We start from the raw sequence: 24,157 nt of genomic DNA on the forward strand, positions 1-24,157 counted from the left end.
TAAAAGCGGTATCCTTCTTTTTGGTTTATATAATCGACCAATTATCTGATAGCCTGTAGTTATCTAGGGTCTGCTGTGCTCTCTCTAAAACTGTTTGACGTGTGGATGATGGTTCCAAATAAATCATCGAGGATCCATAGCTCCTGACCCAACGTTGAAAATCACCCATACCAATGATATCGTCTTCAAAATAATAATTGTCCCCTTCTTTGTAGAATTTGCAAGTGGCTTTGCGATAGGCGATATCGTTTTCAATTTTCTGAATCATATTTGGAGTTGAAGATCCTATTTTTATTTTTACGTGTGTTGGATTTTCTGTTTCCTTGAAATAAGCGCCCCAAGCATATTTTGACTTTGGAGATTTGTTTGCATGTGGCATAGGTGAAGAATCCCTGATAATCTTACAGTTCTGCACTATTCTATCAAGACGATATAGTTTGCCTTCTGAGGACCTAAGGTATATCCAGTTATCATTTGTGTTTGTGAAGAGCTCATTAGGATAGCAGGTAATAGTCTCTGTGAAATTGTTTCTATCACTATAGGCAAAGGATATAGAACAATGATCTTCTATAGCATCGGATATAATGGCCTTATTTTTGATTACCTCTGAGGAAAGCGGGCTGATAGTGTTCTTTCTTTCATATAACGATCCCCGTTTAATGGATAAAACGTCTTCTTTTAGCGTTTTAAGTGCACCATATTCTATGTGTGTTAGAGTTAAAATCGCATCTTCATTTGAAGATAATAATCTAATGCTCATATTCCATATGACATCGTCATAATCACCATTCAGAATCTTATGATTTATTTCATCAGGTGTTTCTTCGTAATTCTCAAAAAAAGATAATTCATCATCACCTAGGTCCATATCGGTGTTAGTGTATAGGCAGGTCTTGAGAACATGATTATTAATGATGGCGATGATTGTTTTTCGCATGTAAGGAAGAGGTACATTGCAATCTCTTGCCATATTTGTGATTGTTGAATCATACTCATCGGAATAAATGAAAGATATGATGTTGCCTATAAGGTTGTACTTATCATTTGAATTCATCGTTATCCTCGTAATTAGCTGCTATCTTAGTGTATGTTTCAATCATATCTTGCTTTAGTTTCGGTGGCTCTAATGCTAGTACAGAGAAACCAAAGCTTCGTAGATACCTTTCGAAACTTGAGATTCCACGAATAGTATCTTCATAAATGTAGTCGTAAATACAATCATCTGGCTTATTATCAATTTCACGGATGATTGCATTTTTTCTTACTTGGCATAAATCATAGAAACGTTTATGTACATTGCTAAATCTCTGGAATAGAACCTTTACATGATACACATTATCTTCATAAGCAGCAGAAAACATCTCTTCTAAAATGTTGTAATAACATTGTTGATGATATTGGTCTGAAGGTTCATCTAAGGTTGTGACATTACTCATGCGGTCTAGGCGTAGTGAAGTGGTATAACCTGTTGTGATGTTTTTACCTAGGGCATAGAAAAAAGATGTATCTGGACTATAAAACAAAAGGCCTACAGAGAATATGTATGTGTTTTTTCGACCTCTTGCTTCATAATCTAACTGGATAAGATTGCTTTTATAACCGCTTTGAATAAAAATATTAAAAGAGTCTATTTGCTCTTGTGTTATATCATTTATCCTTCCGAAACGATGTTGATCAGAATCCTTGCCTTCAAGATTAATAAGATTTGTGATTTTGGCATATGTTTGCTTTAAAAGCACTGAATCTGTAGCGGATGAGGCTGATTCTTCATATCTTTGACAAAATTCATATAAGCTATCTCCGGACAGGGGGATAATATAAGGTGCTGCATTTGAAAGACGATACTTAGTATGCTTTCCTTTTTCACATGCAACCAGCTTTTCTTTACATAGCTTGGAAAGATCTTGTCTTAATACTGTTACGGAGGCAATATCTTTGGCAACATCTCCATTTTCACTTGCATCAAGAAGGTTTTTACGGAGATTCTTTATTAGATTTGCATTATCGTAATGCTTGCTAGGGTTATCTGAATCAATAAGAACTCGCATTTGATCAATATTGTAGTCTCTTAAGGCTATGGTTTTTATCAGGAGTTCATTAAATGATAGTTTTTCATATTTAGAGAGGAGGAAAAGAATAAGCCACTGGCGTATGTCACTGTCTTTTATGGGAGAAAGCACCTCGCATGAAGATTTTTCTTCTAATCTGACAATTCCGCTTCTTGGCGGAGTTACTATCACATACCCGTTGGCTTTTATTGAAAGCAGCACCTCACTGAGCCTTGATTTTGATATGTTGGTTTTTTGCATGATTTCTGTTCTGGAGACATCTTCGTTTATATGCTTTTTTAATATGTCCAAAACAGCACTCTGGTAATCTCTCTTCTCTTCCATATATAGCCTCTCAATAGTTTATATACATAATCATATTATTGAACGAAGGCGTTTACAACATATAATTCGGAAAATATATGAATTAAGATGCGTATTATGTATTTATAAAGCAAACAGCGAATTGTCAGTTTAAGAGAGGCTATGCTATGTTTATCTCTTTTTCATGTGGTTATGAATTGTGTTTGTTATTGGTTGCCTTTCAACATAGCCTCTTTTAAGTTGACAGTTCATTTTGATTAGTTCAATGAGATTGGAGAAAATATGTTTAAAGTGGTTGAAGTAGTTAATGGGGTTGAAGTGGTTAATACATATCCAGAACCGGATATGTTCGCATATAAAGTGATTCTCCTGGCAATAGCAGATTTGGATTTGGAAAAAAGCGAGTACGAAGTATGTATTGACGCGGAAGAGATAGCGAGCAAACTCACGCCCCCTGTGGGAGAGACTAGGACAATGCTGGGGGATATTATAAAAAGAAAACTGGATGGATCTTCGATTTATGATTGGTCTATTTGCTTGGATGGCAAAGATGGGAAAAAGACATTACATCAGATTGTTACCGATGCTGATATTCAAGGTGACTGCCTGGTTTTAAGATTTAATCATTCATTGAAAACCAGCATTAAGGCGATGGCTTTATAAAACTATTATAAAAATATTCGAAATAACAACAATTGTAGGCTGTATGATACTAAAATGGTGGAGGGAGGAGCGTTTTTGATAGGTGCTCCTTCTTTTTCTTTAATGCTGGCCATTATGAAGATATATGATTGATTAAAAGTATCGAATGCTACCGTGAGAAGGGAGTAGGTTATGTCAGTTAGAAGGCTAAGATATCTTTCGGAATCAGAGGATAAATTATTCCAGTATAACAGCGATATCATGAATGAGTGTTTTGGTGGAAATTATACCCATTATTTCAATGATCCAGTTAAGGAAGTTTATGGTGGTTATGTTTGGTTTCCTAAAGAACGTGTAAAAGCAAGGAATGGTGAGTGGCTGCCAGGGTCGAAAGAGGTTAATTGGAAGAATTATGTAGATGATAACGGCAAGAAGATGTATATGTACTTAAACCCTGGAGAGACGATAAAGCCCGCTGTAAAAGAAAGGCCAACAAAACCTGAAGATGCTACGCCGTGTTTTACTTTTTTAAAATCGGATAGATACGATGGATACTACAAGTATGTTGGAACTTTTATGACAGATTTGAATGCTTCAACTGGAGATAGACGCGTCTTACGAAAACTCAGAGGAGATATTGATTTAAGTATTTGGTGTGATGGTATCAACAGTGGTTATTACGAAGTAGAAGGAAATCCAGCGCTTGAGCATTATTACCTCTTTGGAGATTTTAAGAAGCATAAAAAGACTATAGAATCATACGATCATAGCAAAGCTTATCATGAGTATATGAATAAAACGAAAGAGCTGGTTGATAATTATAGCCTTGCTAGAATTATTAGGCTGGGAGAAGATAGCTTTAAAGCTGACTATTGCGCTTTACTTATTAAAACAATTAGCGATGTATATGGTGAAATCATAGATAGAAGGGATTTATACCCCTTAGGAAAGTCTTTTCAAGAAATCGGCATGGCTTATTACGAACTTCTTAGTCAGCCAGAGGATTATAACGGTGCTATTAGGCATAGTGTATTAACGCCGAGGATTGCAGGAATGATAATGGGGGTATATGACCCATATTATTATATTTATGGCCTGAATGAAGAGAAGGTGAATAAGTGCATTAAGACATTGGGATTAAGTGAATACGAAGCGGAAAGTATCGAAGAAAAAATATGCATGCTTTATTTCTGGAAACAGTGCATGTGTGATATGGATGAGTGGTCTATACCATCATATTATGCATTTATATCTGAATTGTAAGAAAAATCGCTTTTTCAGCCAAGAATTAAGTTAGGATTCAAGCTTCTTTTTGCTATAATTATATTGGATTGTATTGGACTTGCTTGGACAATTAAGAGATGACAGATTGAAAGGAATAAATTATGGGACAGAGAGTGGTAAAAAACTATCCATCACCAAGATTAATGGAGACTATTGGTGCTACAAACCAAAGCCCTAAAGAGGCGATCGGAGAGTTGGTTGCTAACTGCTTTGATGCAAGATATGAAGACGAAAAGCTTGACATCACTATCGACATGAGAGACGAGAAAATTGTTGTTGTTGATAATGGAAAAGGAATGACTTCAGAGGTCCTTGAGAAAGCAGTATGTATTGCTGAAGATATGTCTAGGCATATTGAACGTGGAGAAGGTGCAAAAGGCCACTTCGGAATGGGATTTAAAACCTCTTGTTCTACTTTGGGAAAGTATTATGAGATTTTTACTAGGCCCGCGGGAGAGGATACTGAGTATCATACTGAATTTGACATAAGTGATTACGGTAGTAGACCGTCCGGATCTGATGCTTGGGATGTCGTCATAGAGGATTCCCCATGTGATGAAGACTCTCCATTAGGTGATCTGGAGCACGGTACAGCTTTTGTGATTGAGAGATTAAAGGATAAGAATATTACTGTTAGTGCCGTTCTTGCTTATATGGGAGAAGCTTTTAAGAGCCATATTGAGAGAGGCGATAAGATAACAATTATCGATGATTCTGGAGAAAATGAGGCTGTACCTAAAAAATACGACTTTATCAAGGGTACAAGAGTAGAGATTGATGAACTATTTGGCCCAAACAATAAGTACCATATTACTGGTTGGATGGCGTTGGATTCACAAACGCATAATGATGGGCTTTATGGTTTCAACATCTACAGACATGATCAGCTTGTTGAAAAATATGATAAGACATGGTTCAGAGCCCATCTTATGACGAGCCGTATTATTGGCGAAGTCAATATGGATTTCCTTGATGCAACATTTTATAAGCAAGGTATTCAGCAGTCAGAAGATTGGAAATATGTTGCTGCGCATATGAGAGAATACCTTAAGTCAATCGTATCTGCTTCAAACAATATCAGTAAAAAGGGGAATATTCATAATCCCGCAGAATTAAAAAAGATTGTATCTGAATTACATGAGGATTATGAGATTGAAGAGGAAGTAAAAGAAGAAGATTATACATCGGATCCTAAGACTGGTGGAAAGTCCAAGGAAGGCGAAGGTGAAGACAAGAGACATAGCATAAATGAAAATATCAAAAACATAGTGACAGAGAACTCCCTTGTTCTTGAGGATGAAGGTGAGATAATAATCACTTTTATCGAGAAGGAAGATGGTGGCGGAGTACAGATGCCTTTTGACTATATTTTTAGTGAGAGTGAGGATGAGGATAAAGCTGAATTACAGGTTTTGCTATTTAAGAATCATCCTCTGTGGAAGAAAAAGACTGACGATGAAGTAAAAAGGATTCTTGCCACAGCTGATGCTATTTATCGATTACTTGTGGAAAAGCTTGATATGGATACATCTAAAGCTTTAAAAATCCGGAATGAGTGGATGACAAAAAGAACAGAAACTATGAAGGGGTAAGCCATGGATAAAATTGAAGCCTTGGAAGAGATAAAGAGCATATGGAATGATGAAGAGAATAATCTTGGGCAAAAGATTATAAAGGTGTCTAGTGCTTTTTATGATGCTGGCCTTGATCTTTCGACAACTGCAGCGTACATCAATGCAACTCCAGCTGAATTGGATGCATTATTGGCATTGGGGGCATTAGATGATGAGTTGATAGAAAGGATTGGAGAAATCAATCCACCCAAGACTACATGGCAGCTTTTGGCCAATGCTAGTGAAGAAGAGATACAACAAGCTTTGAATGCGCTGGAAGAGAATCGTGAGAAATCTGCAGAAAATAGAGTACATAGTGCTCTAAGCGAATTTATATATCAACAAATGATAGAGGTTGCAGGACCTACAACCGAGCAAAAGGTTGGTATGCTTTCAGGTGCAGACTTAGCGCTTGCGCAGAAAAAGAGTGAGGATTTTACTGCTCTTTCGGACTGGGACAAGAAGTATTTAAAGAGTGTTGCTGCACAAAAGAAGAGGGGGAAAACTCTTTCTTCCAAGCAATTACCTATATTACTAAGGATACTTACAGAATTAGCGGATAAAGGCGTTATCACCAGAAATAGTATCGATGGTGATCAGGAAACATGCGATAGAATACTTGATGCGATTGGAAAAGAGTGATGAGTATTAGAGATTTAGACATTAATGTGAGCTACGCAGGAAAAGGGAATGTTATATTACAAACATTTCTTCTTCCCGTAATGAAAGAAGCTCTGACTTATGATAGAGTCACGAGCTTTTTTACTGTGGAATCTTTATTGGCAGTTTCACAGGGAATACAGGATATATATGATAAAAGTGGAAAAATGCGCCTTATCATCGGTATCCATAGTTTTCCGGAAGAGTTAGTTGAAGCATCCGTTTTACAAGAGTATTTAGAAAAACAAATAAGTGAGATTCGAGAAAAGATAGTTATAGGAATTAGAACCATATCTGATTCGTTGGAAAAGGAAAGATTAGCGACTATCGCGTGGATGATTCAGGATGGACTGCTGGAAGTAAAGGCGGCTTCTGTTAGAGGAAGAGGTCTTTTTCATCCTAAGACAATGATTTTTAAAGATCAAGAAGAGAATGCTATTGCTGCCATTGGAAGCCCGAATGAGACGAGGAGCGGCCTAGGAAGTAATTTTGAGCAAATCTTAGTTGTGAAATCCTGGGAAAATCCTGAAGCGATTAAGACCCAGGAACAGTTTTTTGAATCATTGTGGAACAATGAGGATGAAGACGTTTATTGCTATGATATTTCTGAAGACACTGCAGATATGATTAGAGAGGGTCTGGGAAAAGAGTTTGTACATTTAACAGACCTTAAGAATAATGCATGTGACAATATCATTAAGAAATCTTCGAAAATGCTCACGAATTTCTTTGTCTCTGGAGATATTCCGGCTCTATATATGCATCAGGAAAGAGCTGTCATTGATGCTCTTTCAAGATGGCCTGTCAGAGTAATGTTTTCAGACGAAGTTGGATTGGGTAAAACTTTTGAAGTCGCTGCTACCATGGTATTTTTAATGAAATACTGTGGAATAAAGAAAACGTATATTTTCACGCCTAAATCAGTGTTGCAGCAATGGCAGGATGAATTAAGTGAGCACTTTGGGATTAATGCTTGGCTGTATGATTCTGGAAACAGGATGTATATTGATGTCCATGGTAGAACAAAGAGTATCGGTTATGGTAGCCCTATTGGAAAAAATGCTCCTGATGTGATACTGATGTCTGCGCAGTATGCTAGAGGGACTAAGGCAAAGGGGAGTGTTTTTGACTCGCCAGACGCGATTCTTCCAGACCTTTTGATTGTTGATGAAGCACATGCTGCTAGAATCAGCAAGGATCTTGGCGGCAATAGTAGGAAAACAAGAATGTATAACGTTCTTGAATCAGTATCAAAGCAGATTCCCCATCTCATCTTAGCCACAGCTACTCCTATGCAGAAAGATGCTGACGAGTATCATGCAATGCTTAAATTATTAGGCTTACCTTCTCTGTGGCAGAAAAATCGTGTGTATAGAACTTCCCTTAGGCTTATCGCTAGCAGCGAGATTGCAGATATTTCAGATGGGTATAGTGCAGCATCTTTCCTGATGAAGACCATAGATGTAATGAAACCAGATTGTAGTAGGTTGTCTGCCAGGGAAAATGCGGCTCTTTCAGGATTAGTATCTATGTACCACAGCACTGATGATCAGTGTGAGATAGGAACTTATGTTAGTAATAACTGGGATGAGTTGCACAAAGTATTTGTTAAGATGCATCCTGCACATCTGCTTACTGTTAGAAACACAAGAAGAGCTCTTGAACATGTAGGATATAAATTCCCGAAGAGAAATCTCACCGAAGTTTCTATTGATGATTCTATGCCGATACAGCTCTATTACAACAAAGTGAATGATTATCTTACAGATTCATGTTTCTTAGTCGAAAAAGCATTATATGATGAGGATGAGAAATCGGTCGGATTTGTAAGAGTAAGTTATCAGCAGAGAGTTGCATCGTCATTATATTCATGCATGAAGAGCTTGGAGCGTAGATTAGAAAAGATTAATCAGGTGAAAGCCTTCTTGGAAATCCATGAACATGCAAACAGTCTGCTATATAAAGAAATTTCATTTAATGATTCTTTGGATGACTTTGACTCAGATGAAAGATTAAACTCTGATGCGGATGAAATAGGCAAGGAGAAGGAATCCGGAATAGATTTTAAAGATTTAAAAAGAGCTATTGGGATTGAAACAACTGCCCTTACGTCCCTTATCAATGAAGCTGAGAAACTGATGAAAAGCTGCGGAGATTTGAAGGTAATCAAATCAATCGAGCTTGCGCGTGAGTATCTTAGTAAGGGTGAGCCAGTACTGCTGTTTTCTAGATATACTGACACAATTGAGGCGCTTTTAACTGAATTTAAAAGAGTTGAGAACGCAGCAGAAATCGAATATGGAATATATACAGGAAAAACGTCATGTATAGTTAAGCATGGTAATAAAGTAGATTGTGACAAGAATGAGATAAAACGTGAGCTCTTTTCCGGGAAATTAAAGTTGATGTTCTGCTCAGATGCTGCATCTGAAGGATTAAACCTTCAAGCAGCCACGGTGCTTATAAATGTTGATGTTCCATGGACCCCGGCTCGACTTGAACAAAGAATAGGCCGTATAGCTAGATTAGGACAGATGGCAGATGAGGTTAAAGTTTTCAATGTCTGGTATCCTTACAGCATAGAAGCAAGAATGTACCATCGCATACAGAAGAGGCTTGATCAGACTAACCTTGCCATAGGAGAGTTTCCTGAGGTTATGGCTTTAAATATACGTTTGGCTGTAATCGATGACGAGGATGATGAGCAAAGTGGTGTTGAAGAGTTAAGAGAAATCCGTAATTCTTCACAAATAAAAGCACTTGAACAATTGTGGAATAGGTCTGATGAAAAGGTCACCACTAGCGAATATATTAGAAATTCTCTTCTTGAGCTGTGCGAAAAGAATTTTGAAAATATTGAGCAGACATATGGAGGCAGAATCAAAACATTCAAGATGCCAGATGGAAAAACTGTTTCTCTTACTACGGAAGCGGGGATGAAGGAGAGTATTTCTCTTAAATCATCTCCTTGGCGCTATTCGGATTTCAGTAGCAATCAGGTAAGGGATATTACTGATGATGAAAATCATGAAATATGCTTTGAGATGGCTGGTGCGGAAGAGAGAAGAATACTGAAACATGAAGAGGTTATTCACAGCCTATTAGGCTATGAGCTGACTTTAGAGGATACTTTGGAAGGATATCCACAGATGCTTCCAAATCCAAAACGTCTTGATTTGTCATATGCTATTGAAAACATGTGCGAAGAAAGTCCCGATGTCTGGGGAATGAAGGTGGATTAAATGAGAGTTAGGTTGGTGGCACCGCCATGGGTGAAAGCAGAACTAACAGAAGAAGCAGCAGAGGCTGTAAACATAATAGGGGACGATCTTTGGAAAGAGGCTTCTATTAGATTTTCTGCTGAACGCGAGAATAAACTCCGGGCGGGGAAGAGTGCACCTAAAGGGATGCAGCGCTACTTAAATGAAGTGTTAGTAGAAAAGTTCATAGATAATGGCTGGGAAGGTGATGCGGGTTACTTCTTTAAAGACAAAACGTGGGTCAGAGTAACCTTTAGACATCAGATGAGCTTGGGATCTGATATCTTGGACGCTTTGAAGGTGTGTAAGATTGAAGGAATGAAACTAGCAATAATCATGGCCGCAAATAAAAGAGCATTGGATATCATTTCTCCAAATGATGCTAATGCAATAGTGTCATTTGAAAAACTTGAAAATGAGATTATGAGCTTAAATGGAGCGATAGATATTCCACTGATCATAGGTGAGTTGACGCCACTTACTAGTGCTTCTGATGATATCAACCAAGAATTAAAGAAAGTCAGACCGCGTGATATAACTTTGCCAGGGTGAAGAGTTTTAGGTGTCATTGATTTGGAGAGGATAAGAGGATGGAAGTACAATTTGATGATCTTGATAAATCAGATTTGATTTTAAATTGTATCTACAAAGGTGGTAAGGCTCCTAACATGTCAGCCGAGCCATTTCACAAGCTGATTCCGGAATGTGAAAATTCTGGAGGATTTAGAAAAAGGTTAAGACAAGATGGCTCTGGAAAGTATGCTTACATTGTCCTGTACACAAGCCTGGAAGAGCCAGAATGGCCTGATTCATTGGACGAGCAAACAGGTGTCTTTAGGTATTTTGGTGATAATAGAGAACCTGGAAGGGCACTGTTAGACACAAAGAAGAAGGGGAACCTAGTTTTAAAAACAACATTTGACCTACTTAATGATGGGTTTAAGCTTGAAGATATCCCGCCGTTTTTGATATTCAAGAAAACTGGACATGGAAGAGATATCCAGTTTTTAGGTCTTGCTGCGCCAGGTAATCCCAACATAGTTCCGGGAAAAGATCTTTTTGCTTCCTGGAAGAAGGTAAACGACAAGACATTTCAGAATTACGAGGCATATTTCACTATTTTAGATACTGGCAAAACGCCAATTTCTAGAGAATGGATAAAGGCCTTAATTTATGACCATAGAAACAATTTGAATTATGCACCTGTAGCATGGAAGAAGTTTGTTCGGGAAGGAAGAAATGGTATAGTTCCGCTACGGCCGCATGAAGAACATGACATTCCAAATAAATATGATCAACTTCAAAGCGATGAAGAAGGAATGTTGTGCCTGAAAATCTTAAGAGACCATTATCGAGGAAATAAACGAGGGTTTGAGGTTTGCGCAGCAAATATTGTTTGTAAGATGGACACTAACTTTCAGAGCTTTGCATCGGCCGGGACATGGACAGATGGTGCAAATGATATTGTAGGGAAATATATCATTTCTCAAAGTGGAAAGGTTAATGTACCACTCTCTTTTGATTGTGCTTTGGAGGCAAAGTGCAGTGATGTTGATGATGGTGTTGGCGTAAAGGATATGTCTAGGTTGATTTCTAGACTGAAGAACAGACAAATGGGTGTATTTATTACTACAAGTTTTGTCGATGAACAGGCCTACTATGAGGTTGTTGAAAATGGTTATCCAATACTCCTTATAACAGCATCAGATATAGCAGCAGTATTGAGGAATAATTCAATTTCTTCTAGGAATATTTATGAATGGTTAGAATCAGTAGATTCTACAGCTTTAAAATGAATGATAAGGCTTAAGCAATGAAAGGTAAGAATACTCCCCGCGAGCCACGGTTTCATGGGCAAACAACTGAAAAGAATTCCCGGACGATGAGTAAAATCAGGGGGAAAGATACAAAGATAGAACTTGTTTTGCGAAAGTCTTTATGGGCAAAAGGATATAGATACAGGAAGAACTGCAAGACACTCCCAGGTAGTCCAGATATAGCGATTACCAAATACAAGATAGCCATCTTTTGTGATGGTGAGTTTTTTCACGGAAAAGAATGGAACGTTTTGAGGCCCAGGATTGAAAAAGGAAAGAATGCTGACTATTGGGTCAAGAAGATAGAGAGAAATAGAGAACGTGATGCAGAGAAGGATGCTGAATTGCTCTTTCAGGGATGGACGGTAATTCATTTCTGGGGGAAAGATATTCTGAACGATACAGAGACGTGCATTAAAGTGGTTGAAGAGGCAATATTTGATATAAAGACAGAGGATGATACTGATACAATTTAAGCTGAAATGTCACAATAGAAAAGCATATTCATAAAAAGGAAAGCGTTTATGGATGTAAATGGCGATAAAATTACAAAATTTGGCTGTTGCCATCGATATATTGAATGTTCAAATCAAGGATTCTGTATTCATCCAGATGAGAGATATAGGGATGCATGTAGATATAAAGAAAATCTTGATTCGGGAAGGAACTTTTACGCTACCAACAAGATATACGATGATCGGTCAGAAGATAAACTGATTAAAAAGAACGCAGAAAACATACAAGAGTATGAGATTATTATAAATGCACAAGAAAATGGGTGTATAAATGCCTCAATGGAATATGATGGTAGAAAACCGTCTTCCATTGAGGCTTATGCGAAAAAACTTGTAGGAAAAACTTTTGCAAAAGTTATTGAAGATGATAGTTCATCTGATGTTGAAGACTTTAGTAATAAGGGGGATTTAGGCCAACTTGTAGAAAAACATCATTTTCATTATGAATGCAATAGTGATTCGCGACCAGATTTTCCTGAGGCGGGAGTTGAGCTAAAAGTCACTCCATTCAAAGAAAACAAAGACGGCTCAGTTTCTGCTAAAGAACGTTTGGTTCTCACAAAGATAAACTATAATGATGTAGTAAATGAAGACTTTGAAACAGGACATTTTTGGACAAAGTCTAGGCTTCTTCTACTTATATACTATCTCTATAGACAAGAAGTGTTGAGACGATATGACTATGAGATAAAATATGCTCATCTATTTACTCCTCCATCTGAAGATTTGATGATAATACGCAATGATTACAATATTATTGTGAATAAAATCAAGTCTGGCCGAGCACATGAACTATCGGAAAGCGACACGATGTACTTGGCTGCTTGCACAAAAGGTTCAAAGTCTACTGATAGGATATCGCAACCATTTAGCGATATTCCTGCAAAACCAAGAGCATTTTCTTTTAAAACCTCGTATATGACATATGTGCTTAATAACTACGTAATACCTGGCAAAGATACATACGAAGCAGCTTTTGGAGTGAATGAATTAAGAACAATGTCTTTTGAAGAAGCATTACAAGAGCGTGTAAGCAGGTATGTTGGATTGTATGAAGAGGAAATAGAAAGAGCTCTCGGCATAGAGGTTAATAGGCAAAATAAGTCTTATGAGGCTATATTGGCCTGTAGAATGCTTGGCGTGAAGTCAAACCGGGTAGAGGAGTTTGTTAAGGCGGGCATCATTACAAAGATAATTCGTTTCAGAGAGGAGAAAAGTAAGAATCAAGAATTCCGACTTGAGGATTTTAAACTTCTTGATCTTGCATCAGAGGCGTTTGATACGGAGATAGTTGATGAAGAAACTGGTGAACCAGCAGGGTGGGAAGCATCTGCATTGTATGATATTTTAAAAAATAGAAAATATTTTCTGCTGGTGTTTTGGGAAGATGACAAAGGCACAGTGTTTAAAGGGTGTCAGATATGGGGAATGCCAGAGTCTGACATGGAAATAGTTAGAGATGCATGGAATAGGACAAAACATATCTTGAAATATGGTGTCGAGCTGACTAAAGTGATACTGGCTAATGGAAAAGTAAATATCGAAAATAATCTTCCGGGTGTAAGTGATAATGGTGTATTTCACATTAGACCACATGCGGTTAAGTCATATTATGAACTCAAAGATGGCCAGAGATATGGATCTGGAAGCATTACAGATTCGGACCTTTTGCCAAGTGGGGAACGTATGACAAAGCAGGCTTATTGGCTTAATAGAGCATATATTGAAGGTCAGCTTGATGATGAGCTGGTGAAAAAATATAAAAGATAGGGATTGATCGAAAGTGCTTGATCCTTTATAATATATGTGGTAAGATCCTATTACGGATAATTGTTTTTGGGAGAGTTATTAATGGAGAAAAAAGTTTGTGAATTGTTCGCGGGAGTAGGTGGATTCAGATGCGGACTTAACAACATAAGTTCTATAGATGATGCAAAACAGCCAGAAAAGTGGGAAACCGTTTGGTTTAGTCAGTGGGAACCTGCTGACAAAAAAACTCAGTGGGCCCATGATTGCTATGTGAATAGATTTGGAACATGCTTAGATCTTGACGGCAATGATACCACCAATGAAGATATAAATGCTGTTGATAAGAACAAGGTGCCAGATCATACATTACTAGTTGGCGGATTCCCTTGCCAAGACTACTCGGTAGCATCAACACTTGCTACTTCAAAAGGTCTTGAGGGAAAGAAGGGTATTCTTTGGTGGGATATTAGAGATATGTTAGAAGCCAAGAATACACCGTTTGTTTTACTGGAGAATGTTGATAGGCTGATAAAGAGTCCTGCAAGTCAAAGAGGTAGAGATTTTGCTATTATTCTTGCTTGCTTCAGAGATTTAGGATATACAGTTGAGTGGAGAGTTATTAATGCGGCTGAGTATGGCTATCAGCAGCGTAGGAGGCGTACATTTATATTTGCATATCGTAACGATACGAAATATGCAAATAAGGTTATAGAGGATGCTAAATATATCGCTATGCATGGTGATGAAATGCATAGACATAGTATTTCAAAGGTTATCCTTTCGCAGGGATTTTTTGCGACATGTTTTCCGGTAGCACCACTTGATGCTAAATATGTAAAGATTGGCAAACTTCCAAAAGGAATTGGTGAATTATCATCATCATTTACTTTCACTTTTGAGAATTCAGGAATGATGCTGGATGGAACAATATATACAGCAAAGACGGTTCCGGAATACAGTGGTAAGCAAATCACTCTGGGAGATATCATGGAAGATGGTGAGGTTGATTCACAGTTCTTTATTCCTAAAGAAAGACTATATTATACTAGCCCAACAGTGACTCATAGTGATGAGACAAAGGAACGGCTTTCAAAAGAAGAACGTCAGACCTGGCAGTATTTAAAAGGAGCAAAAAAGCTCTGTCGTACAGCGGCAAATGGTCACGAGTATGTTTTTGCTGAAGGAGCAATACCAATGGTTGATGAGTATGACAAGCCAGCAAGGACAATGCTTACTAGTGAAGGATCATTTAGCAGAACTACTCATATAGTTAGAGATAAGAAAACTGGGGAGATAAGACTTCTTACACCTATTGAGATGGAAAGAATTCAGGGATTCCCAACAAACTGGACTAAAGAATGTCTTGTAAATGGTGAAACTGTAGAAATGCCCATCAACAAGCGTAAGTTCATGATGGGGAATGCTTTGGTTGTAGATTTGATAAAGCAGATGGAACCTGTATTGAGTGACATTCTAGATAATGAATGATTGGAAAAAGGTATTGTGATGAATGCATATCACAATGCCTTTTCTTATTATGTAATACTTAGGTCGTTATAATTCGGAAAATATATAAACCATTATAGGTATGATGTATATATAAAAGAAATGTCGATTTAAAAGAGGTCGTACAAATAGGTTGTTTTGTTTCAATGTGTGCTCCTTTCTATGTGGTTTATTGTTGTTTGCTGTATGGCCTCTTTTAAATTGACATTTGAGTTTGACATAGTGGCAGATTCTGAATGAAATGATCATTCCTCTGGATAGTAAGAATCTGTAGCTCTATAGAGAGCACCTAGGCTAGTAGGGGAACAAAGCAAGATCAGCTGGCCGAATCCTTTCTAAAATAACAATCCCAGAACAAAGGAGGTGTTGGGAATGCTTGAGATAATCGCGATATTTATATTACTGATCTTTGGAATGCCTTTTTTCGGATTATATCTACTTGTAGACAAGAACCAAGCAGCAAATAGAGGACTTGGAGTTGCGGTTCTTATAGTAGGAATCATTGTTTGGGGCATGTTTGGTTTGATTTAGGAGGTACAAATATGGGACATAACTGTAATTGCCACGATGATCATGGGCATGGTTGCCATCATGGTGATCATTATTATTTCTTTGGCGAAGGATATGGTAACTATAGGTTTTGTGAATCTGATGGAACTATTGTAGGCACGTTATTTCTTATTCTTGGAATCATTATTATTTTGGTCCAGGCTTTTGGATAAGAGTTTTATACTTTGGAGGTATTGAAAATGAAAAAGATGTTTATGTATGTTTTAATGATAGCGATTACAGTAACAATGCTAAACTCGGGCTTTATTACAGTTTATGCGAAGACAACTTGTGCGCATGCAGGATGTGACAGAGGTGTTGACTCTGGAAGTTATTGCAGATTGCATAAATGCGGAAAAAGTGGATGCAACAGCGAAAAGGGTGGAAACGGTACAATTTACTGCAACAGGCATGCATCTGAGTATGTAAAGTCAGAAGGCTACAAGACCTGTTCAGTTAGCGGATGCATGAAAAAAGCAACAAGAGGATCATATTGTTCTTCTCACGCTTGTATGAGAGGCGGCTGTAATAATAAGCGTGTGGAAGGCTCAAACCTTTGCTCAACACATGAATCCAAAAGCACAACCACTAGTTTAAGCTCCAAAACTACTAAAAAGAATTCAACGAGTAAGTATAGCAGCACGAAAAAAAATAGCTCAAAATCATCGACAAAGAAGAAATATGATCAATATGATGTTTATAACTATAAATCAGCACAGTCATTTGCGGATGATAAGTACGAAGAATTCTACGACTATGAAGATGATTACGAAGACGAAGATGAAGCTTATGACGCTGCAGAGGATTATTGGAGAGATCATCACTGATTAGAAAGGAGATTATTATGATAGGACCACTTGATAGATTATTTGGAAATGGACCATTTGACTTAAATCATGATGGAAAGATTGATGCAGGAGAGACTGCATATATTAATGACACTATCTTTTCGGAGGAAGTGCATGATGATATTGATGAGGAAGAGGAACTCAGGGACGAAATAGAATTCATGGATCCAGAAGAACGCAGAGAAGCACTAGAAGATGCTGGATTTGACCCGGATGATTTTTGAATGATGAGGATAAATGCATGATTCTTATTGAGGATGTTATCTGTAGAATTGAGGAATGCTGGGCTGCATGCTCTGGATTTGTTGGAGTTGGAATCAAGTATAGTAAGGATGGAGGCTCTTCAAAGTGGCTTAGTATCATTGATGGTGAGGGAATAGAAGAATTCTTTTTATCAGAGGATGATTACATAGAGAAGAAGTTCAAACCTGGAATTAGTGATGATGAGGCGGAAGAAATCTGTAATCAGGAAGAAGCGATTCGCATTGATTCATTCGAAGGTGTTAGCTTAGAAGGCGGATATAAAAAGATCATAAATGGTTTTAATGATTCTACCGATGAGGATGTCAAAAGGCTTCTTTCATATCTATTTATAGTTACGCTTTGCGGTAGGGAAGATACAGAGAAATATATTCAACTAGGAAAAGGTAAAAACATAAATGATATGGAGCTTCCTGAATTGAATCGATTTATTGAAAAATGAGAGTTTGACTAATTTAGGAGTAAAGAAAACCGGAGTGTGTACTCTCCGGTTTACACTTGCCGTATTTGACTTTTTTAAAGGGCATACTGATTCTGTATGAAGATAGAATACCCGGAGCCACCGATTATTCTTGCTTGAGCTTATTCTTTTTTGCTCTGCGTATAAGCTTAACTGCTTCATCGGTTGCCACTGAAATCTCACCAGTTTCGATTGATCTTTCTACTCCACGGATTTTTACAGATTTATATTTTGATACGTTAGAATCAAAATCATAGCCATAGCGATTGAAGTATGTTCCGTGATTCCAATCATCTGGAGAACCGTTTTTTCCATAGGGTGCGACAACAAACCTTGAAGCCGAGAAATAGTCATATCGATGCTTGAATTGATCTAATCTAGTGTTTACAGGTTCATCTCCAATGTTCATGGAACAGAAATACTCCTTAATGGCTTTTGTGTTGGAATAAGCAAAGATATCCATTTGCTCGCCGGTTAGATAGTCTTTTACCCAGTATTTTCTAATCGTTGTTGTAGTCATAATGAACCTCTTAAGTTTTACAGTTTGTGAAGCTTTTCATCGCCAAGTATATATAATACCACCTTTTTACAATGTTCCAATAAAAATAGGATAATAAAGGAAAATGAGCTAGGGGCACCTAGCTCATCTTTATATAGGGAATGAAGTTTTGATGGTATATAATTTAAGTATCAGTTTTAAGGAGAAAACTAATGGTTGGGCGATATAAAGTAATTACGCTGTGTGGTAGCACACGATTTAAAAACGAGTTTATGGAAGCGCAAAAAAAGCTTACTCTACAAGGAAACATAGTGATAAGCGTTGGACTCTTCGGACACTCAGGAGATCAGGAAGTTTGGGAGAATATGGACGAAGGAACACTGACAAAAACCAAGGAAATGCTGGATGATATGCACAAGCGAAAGATAGATATGGCTGATGGTATTTATGTTATCAATGTTGGCGGTTATATTGGGGATAGTACGAAGTCAGAAATAGAGTATGCAAAAGATCATGGAAAAATAGTTGAGTATTTGGAGCAATAAGTGACGTAGACTTGGTGTTCTGTAATGAGAAAGAGCTATACGAATGATTGACACTACTAAGTACATGATAGTGGCCAAGGGGAAGATTGAGACAAGTAGGATTGATACTTGTGTTAAGAATCCTGCCACAAACAAATATGATATAAAGTTCACTAATGGAAGGGCTTACTCTTACATGCCGAGTAATGTTCTTGTTTTGAGTAACCCATCAGTATTGAATCCAGAGAACTATATAATAAGAACCTCTGAAGCGAAAAAGCTTTTTGATATAAAGTGCATTTATCAATTTGCCAGCAGTAGTGACTTGTATTGGCATATTGTATTTGAGAGTTATGCACAGGATTTCAAAAAGAGTGATCTTAATGTAGTTGAGAACTGCCTGGCTAACAAGAAATCAGCAAATCTTTTTGACTATCTTAAGGATGTATCTGAATTAAGCAATATCAAGAATGACAAGGGAGAGCTTATCCTAAGTAAGCATTTTGAAAAGATGCCATTCATCGGAAACACCTCTGCTTTGGCCAATTTCCTTGAGCCCTCCAAAAGGATAGAAAAGTATAATCCTGGACCTTTGATTTTCCCGTTTGGCTGTAATCAGAGCCAGTTCCAAGCGGTTAAAAATGCCATGGAGAATCAGATAAGTGTTATTCAAGGCCCGCCAGGAACTGGTAAGACCCAGACTATACTAAATATCATTGCGAATCTTTTGATCAAGAATAAGACAGTTCTTGTTGTATCGAATAACAATGCAGCAACTCTGAATGTAATGGAAAAGCTTTCCCAGGAAAAGTACGGAATGGACTTTCTGGTCGCACCTTTGGGAAGTTTTGAGAACAAAGAGGCTTTTGTACAGGAGCAGACCGGAAGATATCCGGATTTGTCGAATTGGCTTATCAGCGGGGAGAATTCCGTTTCAATAAGCGAAATAAATACACTGGCTCAACGACTGCAAAATGTATATAAGCTCCAGGAAAACATAGCGAGATTAAAAGAAAAGCAGTATGCAGTAGATATAGAGAGGAAGCATTTTGATGAGTTCGTTCAGGAGACTGGTGCGGACTATAAAGCTGTGAAAATCAGAAGAAGGCTTAAGTCAGATAAGCTTATGCGCCTCTGGCAGGAAGTACAGGATCGAGCTGATAGGGATAAGAAGCTTACTTTTTGGACAAAGCTTAAAAGCGTTTTGTTATATGGAATTGCTGATTGGGACTTTTATGAGCAGGAGTATTCCAAGATAATTACTGTGCTTCAGGGAATGTACTACGAGCGAAGCCTTGAGGAAATACAGTCAGAGTTAAAGGAAAATGAAGATACTCTAGAGAAGGAACGCGGAGATTATGAAAAACAGCTTCAGGACAAATCATTAAGCTTTGTGAAGAATATTATTGCGAGAAGATATAAGTGGAACGGAGAGAGGATTAAGTTTTCGAGCGAGAATCTTTATAGGAATTCCTCTGCAGTATTAAAGGAATATCCGATAGTACTAAGTACCACTTTTTCAGCGAGAACCAGTCTTAACCTTGCTGATGTTACGTATGATTACGTTATTATGGACGAGGCATCTCAGGTAGATATTGCTACAGGAGCCCTTGCATTATCCTGTGCTCACAATGCAGTTATAGTTGGAGATTTAAAGCAGCTTCCTAATGTTGTGAATCCTGAAAACATGCAAAGTGCGGACTTGATTAGAACAAACTATAACATTGCGGATGCTTACGACTTTGCACACAAGAGCTTTCTGCAGAGTATGGTGGAGGCTATTCCTGGTGTGCCCAGTACACTACTAAAGGAGCATTATAGATGCCACCCGAGGATCATTTCTTTCTGCAATCAGAAGTTCTACGATAATGAACTTGTCGTTATGACTGAAGATGATAATCTTGGCCAGGCACTTATGGCAGTTAAAACCGTTGAAGGAAATCATGCCAGGGGAAAGTATAATCAGCGACAGATAGATGTTATCAAACAAGAGATTCTTCCCAAGCTGGAGGAACCATTGGATGATATTGGAATTATTGCTCCCTACAATGAGCAGGTCGATGAGATTAAAAGACAGATCCCTGGAATAGATGTAGCGACTGTGCACAAGTATCAGGGCAGGGAGAAGGATGTCATTATCCTGTCTACAGTAGATGATCAGATAAGAAACTTCACAGATAATCCCAACTTGCTTAATGTAGCTGTTTCTAGAGCGAAGAAAAAGCTTATTGTTGTTGTGTCCGGAAATAAACAGGAAAAGAGCGGTAACATTGTGGATCTTATATCCTACATCCAGTACAACAAGATGGAGGTCGTGGATAGCAAGATCTATTCTGTCTTTGACTATCTTTATGGACAGTATAGAGAAAAACGCTGGGAGTATCTCAGAAATCATAGAAGAGTATCAGAATATGATTCTGAGAACCTTGCATATAATATGATTCAGGACATTCTGAAGGAGTATCCTGATTATGGGGTTACGTGTTTTGAACCATTGTCTATGGTGGTTAGGGATGTCTCTAAGCTTGATACTGAAGAAATGAGATATGCATATAACCCGGGAACACATTTGGACTTAACGGTATTCAACAAGATGAGTAAGCAACCGGTTCTTGCTATTGAGGTAGATGGATTTAAATACCATAAGGCTGGAACAGTGCAGCATGAGAGGGACATCAAGAAGAATCATATTCTTGAAAAGTGCGGATTAAACCTTGTAAGGTTAGGAACAAATGAGAGCGGAGAAAAGGAAAAGATTATTATTGCATTAGAAAAGATTGTGAAATAGGCTACGCGGGCGGAATTTTGAATTTTTACACAAAAAACTTAATCAGCTATAAAAGATACTCAATATAAAGACGCATCATAAGGAGGAATGCTATGAAGGCAAATGACATAGACTGTGATTATTTGAAGATTCAAAGGCTAGCAGCTGATAGATTTGGAAATGGTAGAGGAAACTTTATATATCCGATTAAAATACTTAAACTATTAAACTTGCTTGCGGGAGGAGAGCATATAGAAAGATGTCTGATTCCAAATGCAGGGCAGGGAGAATTGGCTTTGTGCGCGGATGAGGCAGATGTTTATTCAAAATCTGTTGATGTGGTTGAAATAATAGAAAAGAGTGGTTGTGGAATTAACAAAAATATAGTGAATCGGGATTTCCTTAATACTGATATAGTCGGGGCTTATTCTACCATAATTCTATGCCCAGTTTTTGGAGCCCGAATAGATAGAGACAGGAGTGAGGAATTGTACATCAACAAGAGCCTCGACTTGTTGGAAGAAAATGGGAGACTTGTTATGTTGGTACCGCAATCCTTATTATCGGTACAAGCTTTCAAAGAGTTGAGAAAGCGTATACTTCGCGATTTTTCTTTGGAAGCAGTTATTTCTATGCGCAGAGTGTTACCGTTTTCGACTATGGAATTGTCAGCTCTTGTAATAGAAAAAAAGATTCAAAGTGAAAAAATCTATATGCTCATGAACAGTGATGATCCTGAAAATGCTTACGAAGAATATAGCAAAGGCTCATCAGGGTTTTATGTGGATTCTTCAGAAGTTTATGAAAGATTTGACCCAAATTATTTTGATCCAGATTATAAAGAGGTCAGAGAACTTATACAGAGAAGAGATACCATTAAGCTTGGAGATATAGCAGATATTCTTTATGGATGCATGATTAATTCAGAGAATAGATTGGAGAAAGGTGATTACCAAATTATAAATTCTGCATTTATTCATGAAGGAGCATTTGCTAATAAACATAGCAGAGTGGCATTTTGCAGTAAGGAATTTGTAGCATCGGACAGGCGTGCATCGAGGTGTGTATTACAAAACGGAGATGTGATTATTAGCACAATTAGTAGCAATAATGTTGATTGGGCTGTATTTCATGGTGAAGATGACTACTATATTGCGAATCAGCATGTAGCAATAATTAGAGGAAAGCAGGAATATGAAGAATGGTTAAAGCTGTTTTTCAGTACAAAGACAGGCGTTGAGTATCTTGAATCACAACTGGATTTTATTAGTCATTGTGGAAGGCAGTTGCATATTTCATGCAGTAATTTGGCTGAGATATTTGTTCCTGATATAAAAGTAATGAAAACTGCTGATAGTATGCAGCATGCTGTTGATGAGCAAGCTAGAGCAGTTATGCTTTTTAAGGAATTAGGCTGGACTGTTGAAGAATGGTACAGGAAAGGAAGGCATTCGTTTGATATCGCCCTTTTTGATAATGGCATTCTTAGAGGAGTAGTCGAAGTAAAGGAATATAGATCAAGCCAAGTAGTAAACAGTCATAGAATGGCAGATTATCTTGGTGGTATAAGAGCGGACATTCAGAATGCGCATGTATATTTGTTTGTTGATAACGAACTATATGAATATGATGAAGGAGAACTTAAACAGTTATTAGAACTGCCAAGACCTGGAAGCCTGGATGCGATTAAGAAAAAGGATAAAGAAGAGAAGAAGGAAAACAAAGGCGTACTTAGCGTAGAAAAAGTCAGTGTGGAAGAATCTTCGGTATCAGATAGATTGTTGATAGAAATGTTGCGAGATATTAAAGATATTCGAAGAGAGGTACACAACATATCTGATAAGATAGATCAATTATCAAAGCAAATATCTGGTTTTCAATCTCTTGTAGATAAACAGCTTGATATAGCTGCCTCAATAGAGGAAGAAGAGCATATATTACATGCATTTACCGAAGAATGTGTTGAAAGAATAGTTAAAGAGGTAAATGCTAGTAATTCTGAAAAAGAGTTTAATACAGAGCGCAACAATCTTATTGAATCTTTGGGAGAGAGCGCTTGGAATAAACTCGATGAATCGTCTAAGACATTTTTGATTTCTTCTAAAGTGACATTTAATGATTTGGAGGGATTAGAGAACGTTGTCGATTACTCTGGTGTTTGTTTGCTAGTGACGAAAGCTCTTGAAAATGAAATGAGTAAGAGATTTTGTAAGGGATTTATCGATTTTTTAAAGCAGCAATACCCTGGAAAAGTGAATTATCCTCAATATCCATCAGCGTTGCTGGATAGACACGGAAAACCAATAAAGCCTAAACACTTTACGTTAGGATCGGTTGCGTATGTTCTCTGTAGACTTGAGGATGATAAGTTGTCGGAAGAAATAAAGGAAAACAATAGAAGAAAGTTGTTGGAGTACTCAAGAGAAAAGATTTTTTCAGAAAAAACTGATGATGAGATTGTTGAGCTTCTCAATGACTATGCGGATTCTATAGAAGAAGTCAAGAATGATTATAGAAATCCTTCAGCACACACTAATGAGTTAAGAAAAGTTGATGCAGAGCAGTGCTTTGATTTGGTTCTTGATGTTGAAAAACTTTTAAAGAGAATGCTAGATTCTTTCAATGTATAGTGGACAGGAATCATAAGTAAAGCATAATATTTAGAAGGAATGTAACACTAAATGGATAGCTAAAACGTAGTACAGGGAGAACAACCAAGAACATGGCAGTCTCCCTGTTTTCTTATGATATGTAGGTGCTCGACGGCTCCCTACATGGAGTGAACTAATCATAGCATTGTTTCACTGAAAAAGATATGATTTTTCTATAAA

Annotated in this window: 20 protein-coding genes; 17 read left to right on the forward strand and 3 right to left on the reverse strand. The window is 37.6% G+C overall.

Annotation, left to right across the window (positions count from 1 at the left end; translation table 11 throughout):
- Positions 1-25 precede the first annotated feature (25 nt).
- On the reverse strand, positions 26-1,054 hold the full coding sequence (locus G588_RS0108435) for a WYL domain-containing protein (RefSeq protein WP_022778297.1): 1,029 nt from the start codon (positions 1,052-1,054) through the stop codon (positions 26-28).
- Entirely contained in the window at positions 1,041-2,393 is a 1,353-nt protein-coding gene (locus tag G588_RS0108440; RefSeq protein WP_022778298.1) for a WYL domain-containing protein, read from the reverse strand. The genes G588_RS0108435 and G588_RS0108440 overlap by 14 nt, the downstream gene beginning before the upstream one ends.
- A gap of 261 nt (positions 2,394-2,654) precedes the next feature.
- Here G588_RS0108440 and G588_RS0108445 point away from each other — a divergent pair, with 261 nt between their 5' ends.
- The 14 genes from G588_RS0108445 (at position 2,655) to G588_RS0108515 (ending at position 17,518) form a co-directional block, all read left to right on the forward strand.
- Complete coding sequence (locus G588_RS0108445; protein WP_022778299.1) at positions 2,655-3,035, forward strand: hypothetical protein; 381 nt, start codon at positions 2,655-2,657, stop codon at positions 3,033-3,035.
- A gap of 171 nt (positions 3,036-3,206) precedes the next feature.
- Positions 3,207-4,277, forward strand: coding sequence for a hypothetical protein (locus G588_RS0108450; protein ID WP_022778300.1), 1,071 nt, complete (start codon positions 3,207-3,209; stop codon positions 4,275-4,277).
- A gap of 122 nt (positions 4,278-4,399) precedes the next feature.
- A complete protein-coding gene (locus G588_RS0108455) occupies positions 4,400-5,890 on the forward strand; it encodes an ATP-binding protein (RefSeq protein ID WP_022778301.1) in 1,491 nt (496 codons plus the stop codon).
- A 3-nt stretch (positions 5,891-5,893) separates the two neighbouring features.
- Entirely contained in the window at positions 5,894-6,553 is a 660-nt protein-coding gene (locus G588_RS0108460; protein WP_022778302.1) for a hypothetical protein, read from the forward strand.
- On the forward strand, positions 6,553-9,813 hold the full coding sequence (locus tag G588_RS0108465; RefSeq protein ID WP_022778303.1) for a helicase-related protein: 3,261 nt from the start codon (positions 6,553-6,555) through the stop codon (positions 9,811-9,813). The genes G588_RS0108460 and G588_RS0108465 overlap by 1 nt, the downstream gene beginning before the upstream one ends.
- Positions 9,814-10,383 (forward strand): hypothetical protein, encoded by a 570-nt coding sequence (locus G588_RS0108470; protein WP_022778304.1) that lies wholly within the window; start codon positions 9,814-9,816, stop codon positions 10,381-10,383. It begins immediately after the preceding gene.
- A gap of 38 nt (positions 10,384-10,421) precedes the next feature.
- Entirely contained in the window at positions 10,422-11,627 is a 1,206-nt protein-coding gene (locus G588_RS0108475) for a restriction endonuclease (RefSeq protein WP_022778305.1), read from the forward strand.
- Positions 11,628-11,644: 17 nt separating this feature from the next.
- The gene (locus tag G588_RS0108480) at positions 11,645-12,124 is read left to right on the forward strand and encodes a very short patch repair endonuclease (RefSeq protein WP_022778306.1); all 480 of its coding nucleotides are present in this window, start codon (positions 11,645-11,647) and stop codon (positions 12,122-12,124) included.
- 48 nt (positions 12,125-12,172) lie between these two features.
- A complete protein-coding gene (locus G588_RS0108485; protein WP_022778307.1) occupies positions 12,173-13,933 on the forward strand; it encodes a Sau3AI family type II restriction endonuclease in 1,761 nt (586 codons plus the stop codon).
- Between the two features lie 81 nt (positions 13,934-14,014).
- Positions 14,015-15,400 (forward strand): DNA (cytosine-5-)-methyltransferase, encoded by a 1,386-nt coding sequence (dcm, locus tag G588_RS0108490; protein WP_022778308.1) that lies wholly within the window; start codon positions 14,015-14,017, stop codon positions 15,398-15,400.
- A gap of 390 nt (positions 15,401-15,790) precedes the next feature.
- Positions 15,791-15,949: a hypothetical protein gene (locus G588_RS22470; protein WP_022778309.1), complete on the forward strand. Its 159-nt coding sequence runs from the start codon at positions 15,791-15,793 to the stop codon at positions 15,947-15,949.
- Positions 15,950-16,167: 218 nt separating this feature from the next.
- Positions 16,168-16,794 carry a hypothetical protein gene (locus G588_RS0108505; RefSeq protein ID WP_022778311.1) on the forward strand — a complete coding sequence of 209 codons (627 nt, stop codon included), beginning with the start codon at positions 16,168-16,170 and terminating at the stop codon, positions 16,792-16,794.
- Between the two features lie 17 nt (positions 16,795-16,811).
- Entirely contained in the window at positions 16,812-17,039 is a 228-nt protein-coding gene (locus tag G588_RS0108510; RefSeq protein ID WP_022778312.1) for a hypothetical protein, read from the forward strand.
- Positions 17,040-17,056: 17 nt separating this feature from the next.
- Positions 17,057-17,518, forward strand: a complete 462-nt coding sequence (locus G588_RS0108515) for a hypothetical protein (protein ID WP_022778313.1) — start codon at positions 17,057-17,059, stop codon at positions 17,516-17,518.
- Between the two features lie 124 nt (positions 17,519-17,642).
- Here G588_RS0108515 and G588_RS0108520 read toward each other — a convergent pair whose 3' ends face one another.
- On the reverse strand, positions 17,643-18,056 hold the full coding sequence (locus tag G588_RS0108520) for a hypothetical protein (protein ID WP_022778314.1): 414 nt from the start codon (positions 18,054-18,056) through the stop codon (positions 17,643-17,645).
- Positions 18,057-18,247: 191 nt separating this feature from the next.
- On the opposite strand from G588_RS0108520, the gene G588_RS0108525 reads away from it, so the two are divergent.
- The 3 genes from G588_RS0108525 to G588_RS0108535 all read left to right on the forward strand — a co-directional run bounded on the left by G588_RS0108525 (position 18,248) and on the right by G588_RS0108535 (position 23,956).
- Positions 18,248-18,580, forward strand: a complete 333-nt coding sequence (locus tag G588_RS0108525; protein ID WP_022778315.1) for a hypothetical protein — start codon at positions 18,248-18,250, stop codon at positions 18,578-18,580.
- Between the two features lie 43 nt (positions 18,581-18,623).
- Complete coding sequence (locus G588_RS0108530) at positions 18,624-21,347, forward strand: AAA domain-containing protein (RefSeq protein ID WP_022778316.1); 2,724 nt, start codon at positions 18,624-18,626, stop codon at positions 21,345-21,347.
- Positions 21,348-21,439: 92 nt separating this feature from the next.
- The gene (locus G588_RS0108535) at positions 21,440-23,956 is read left to right on the forward strand and encodes a restriction endonuclease subunit S (protein WP_022778317.1); all 2,517 of its coding nucleotides are present in this window, start codon (positions 21,440-21,442) and stop codon (positions 23,954-23,956) included.
- The last annotated feature ends 201 nt before the right edge of the window (positions 23,957-24,157 follow it).

Origin of the sequence: Butyrivibrio sp. AE3009 (assembly GCF_000420845.1) — a bacterium.
Taxonomy (GTDB): Bacteria; Bacillota; Clostridia; order Lachnospirales; family Lachnospiraceae; genus Butyrivibrio.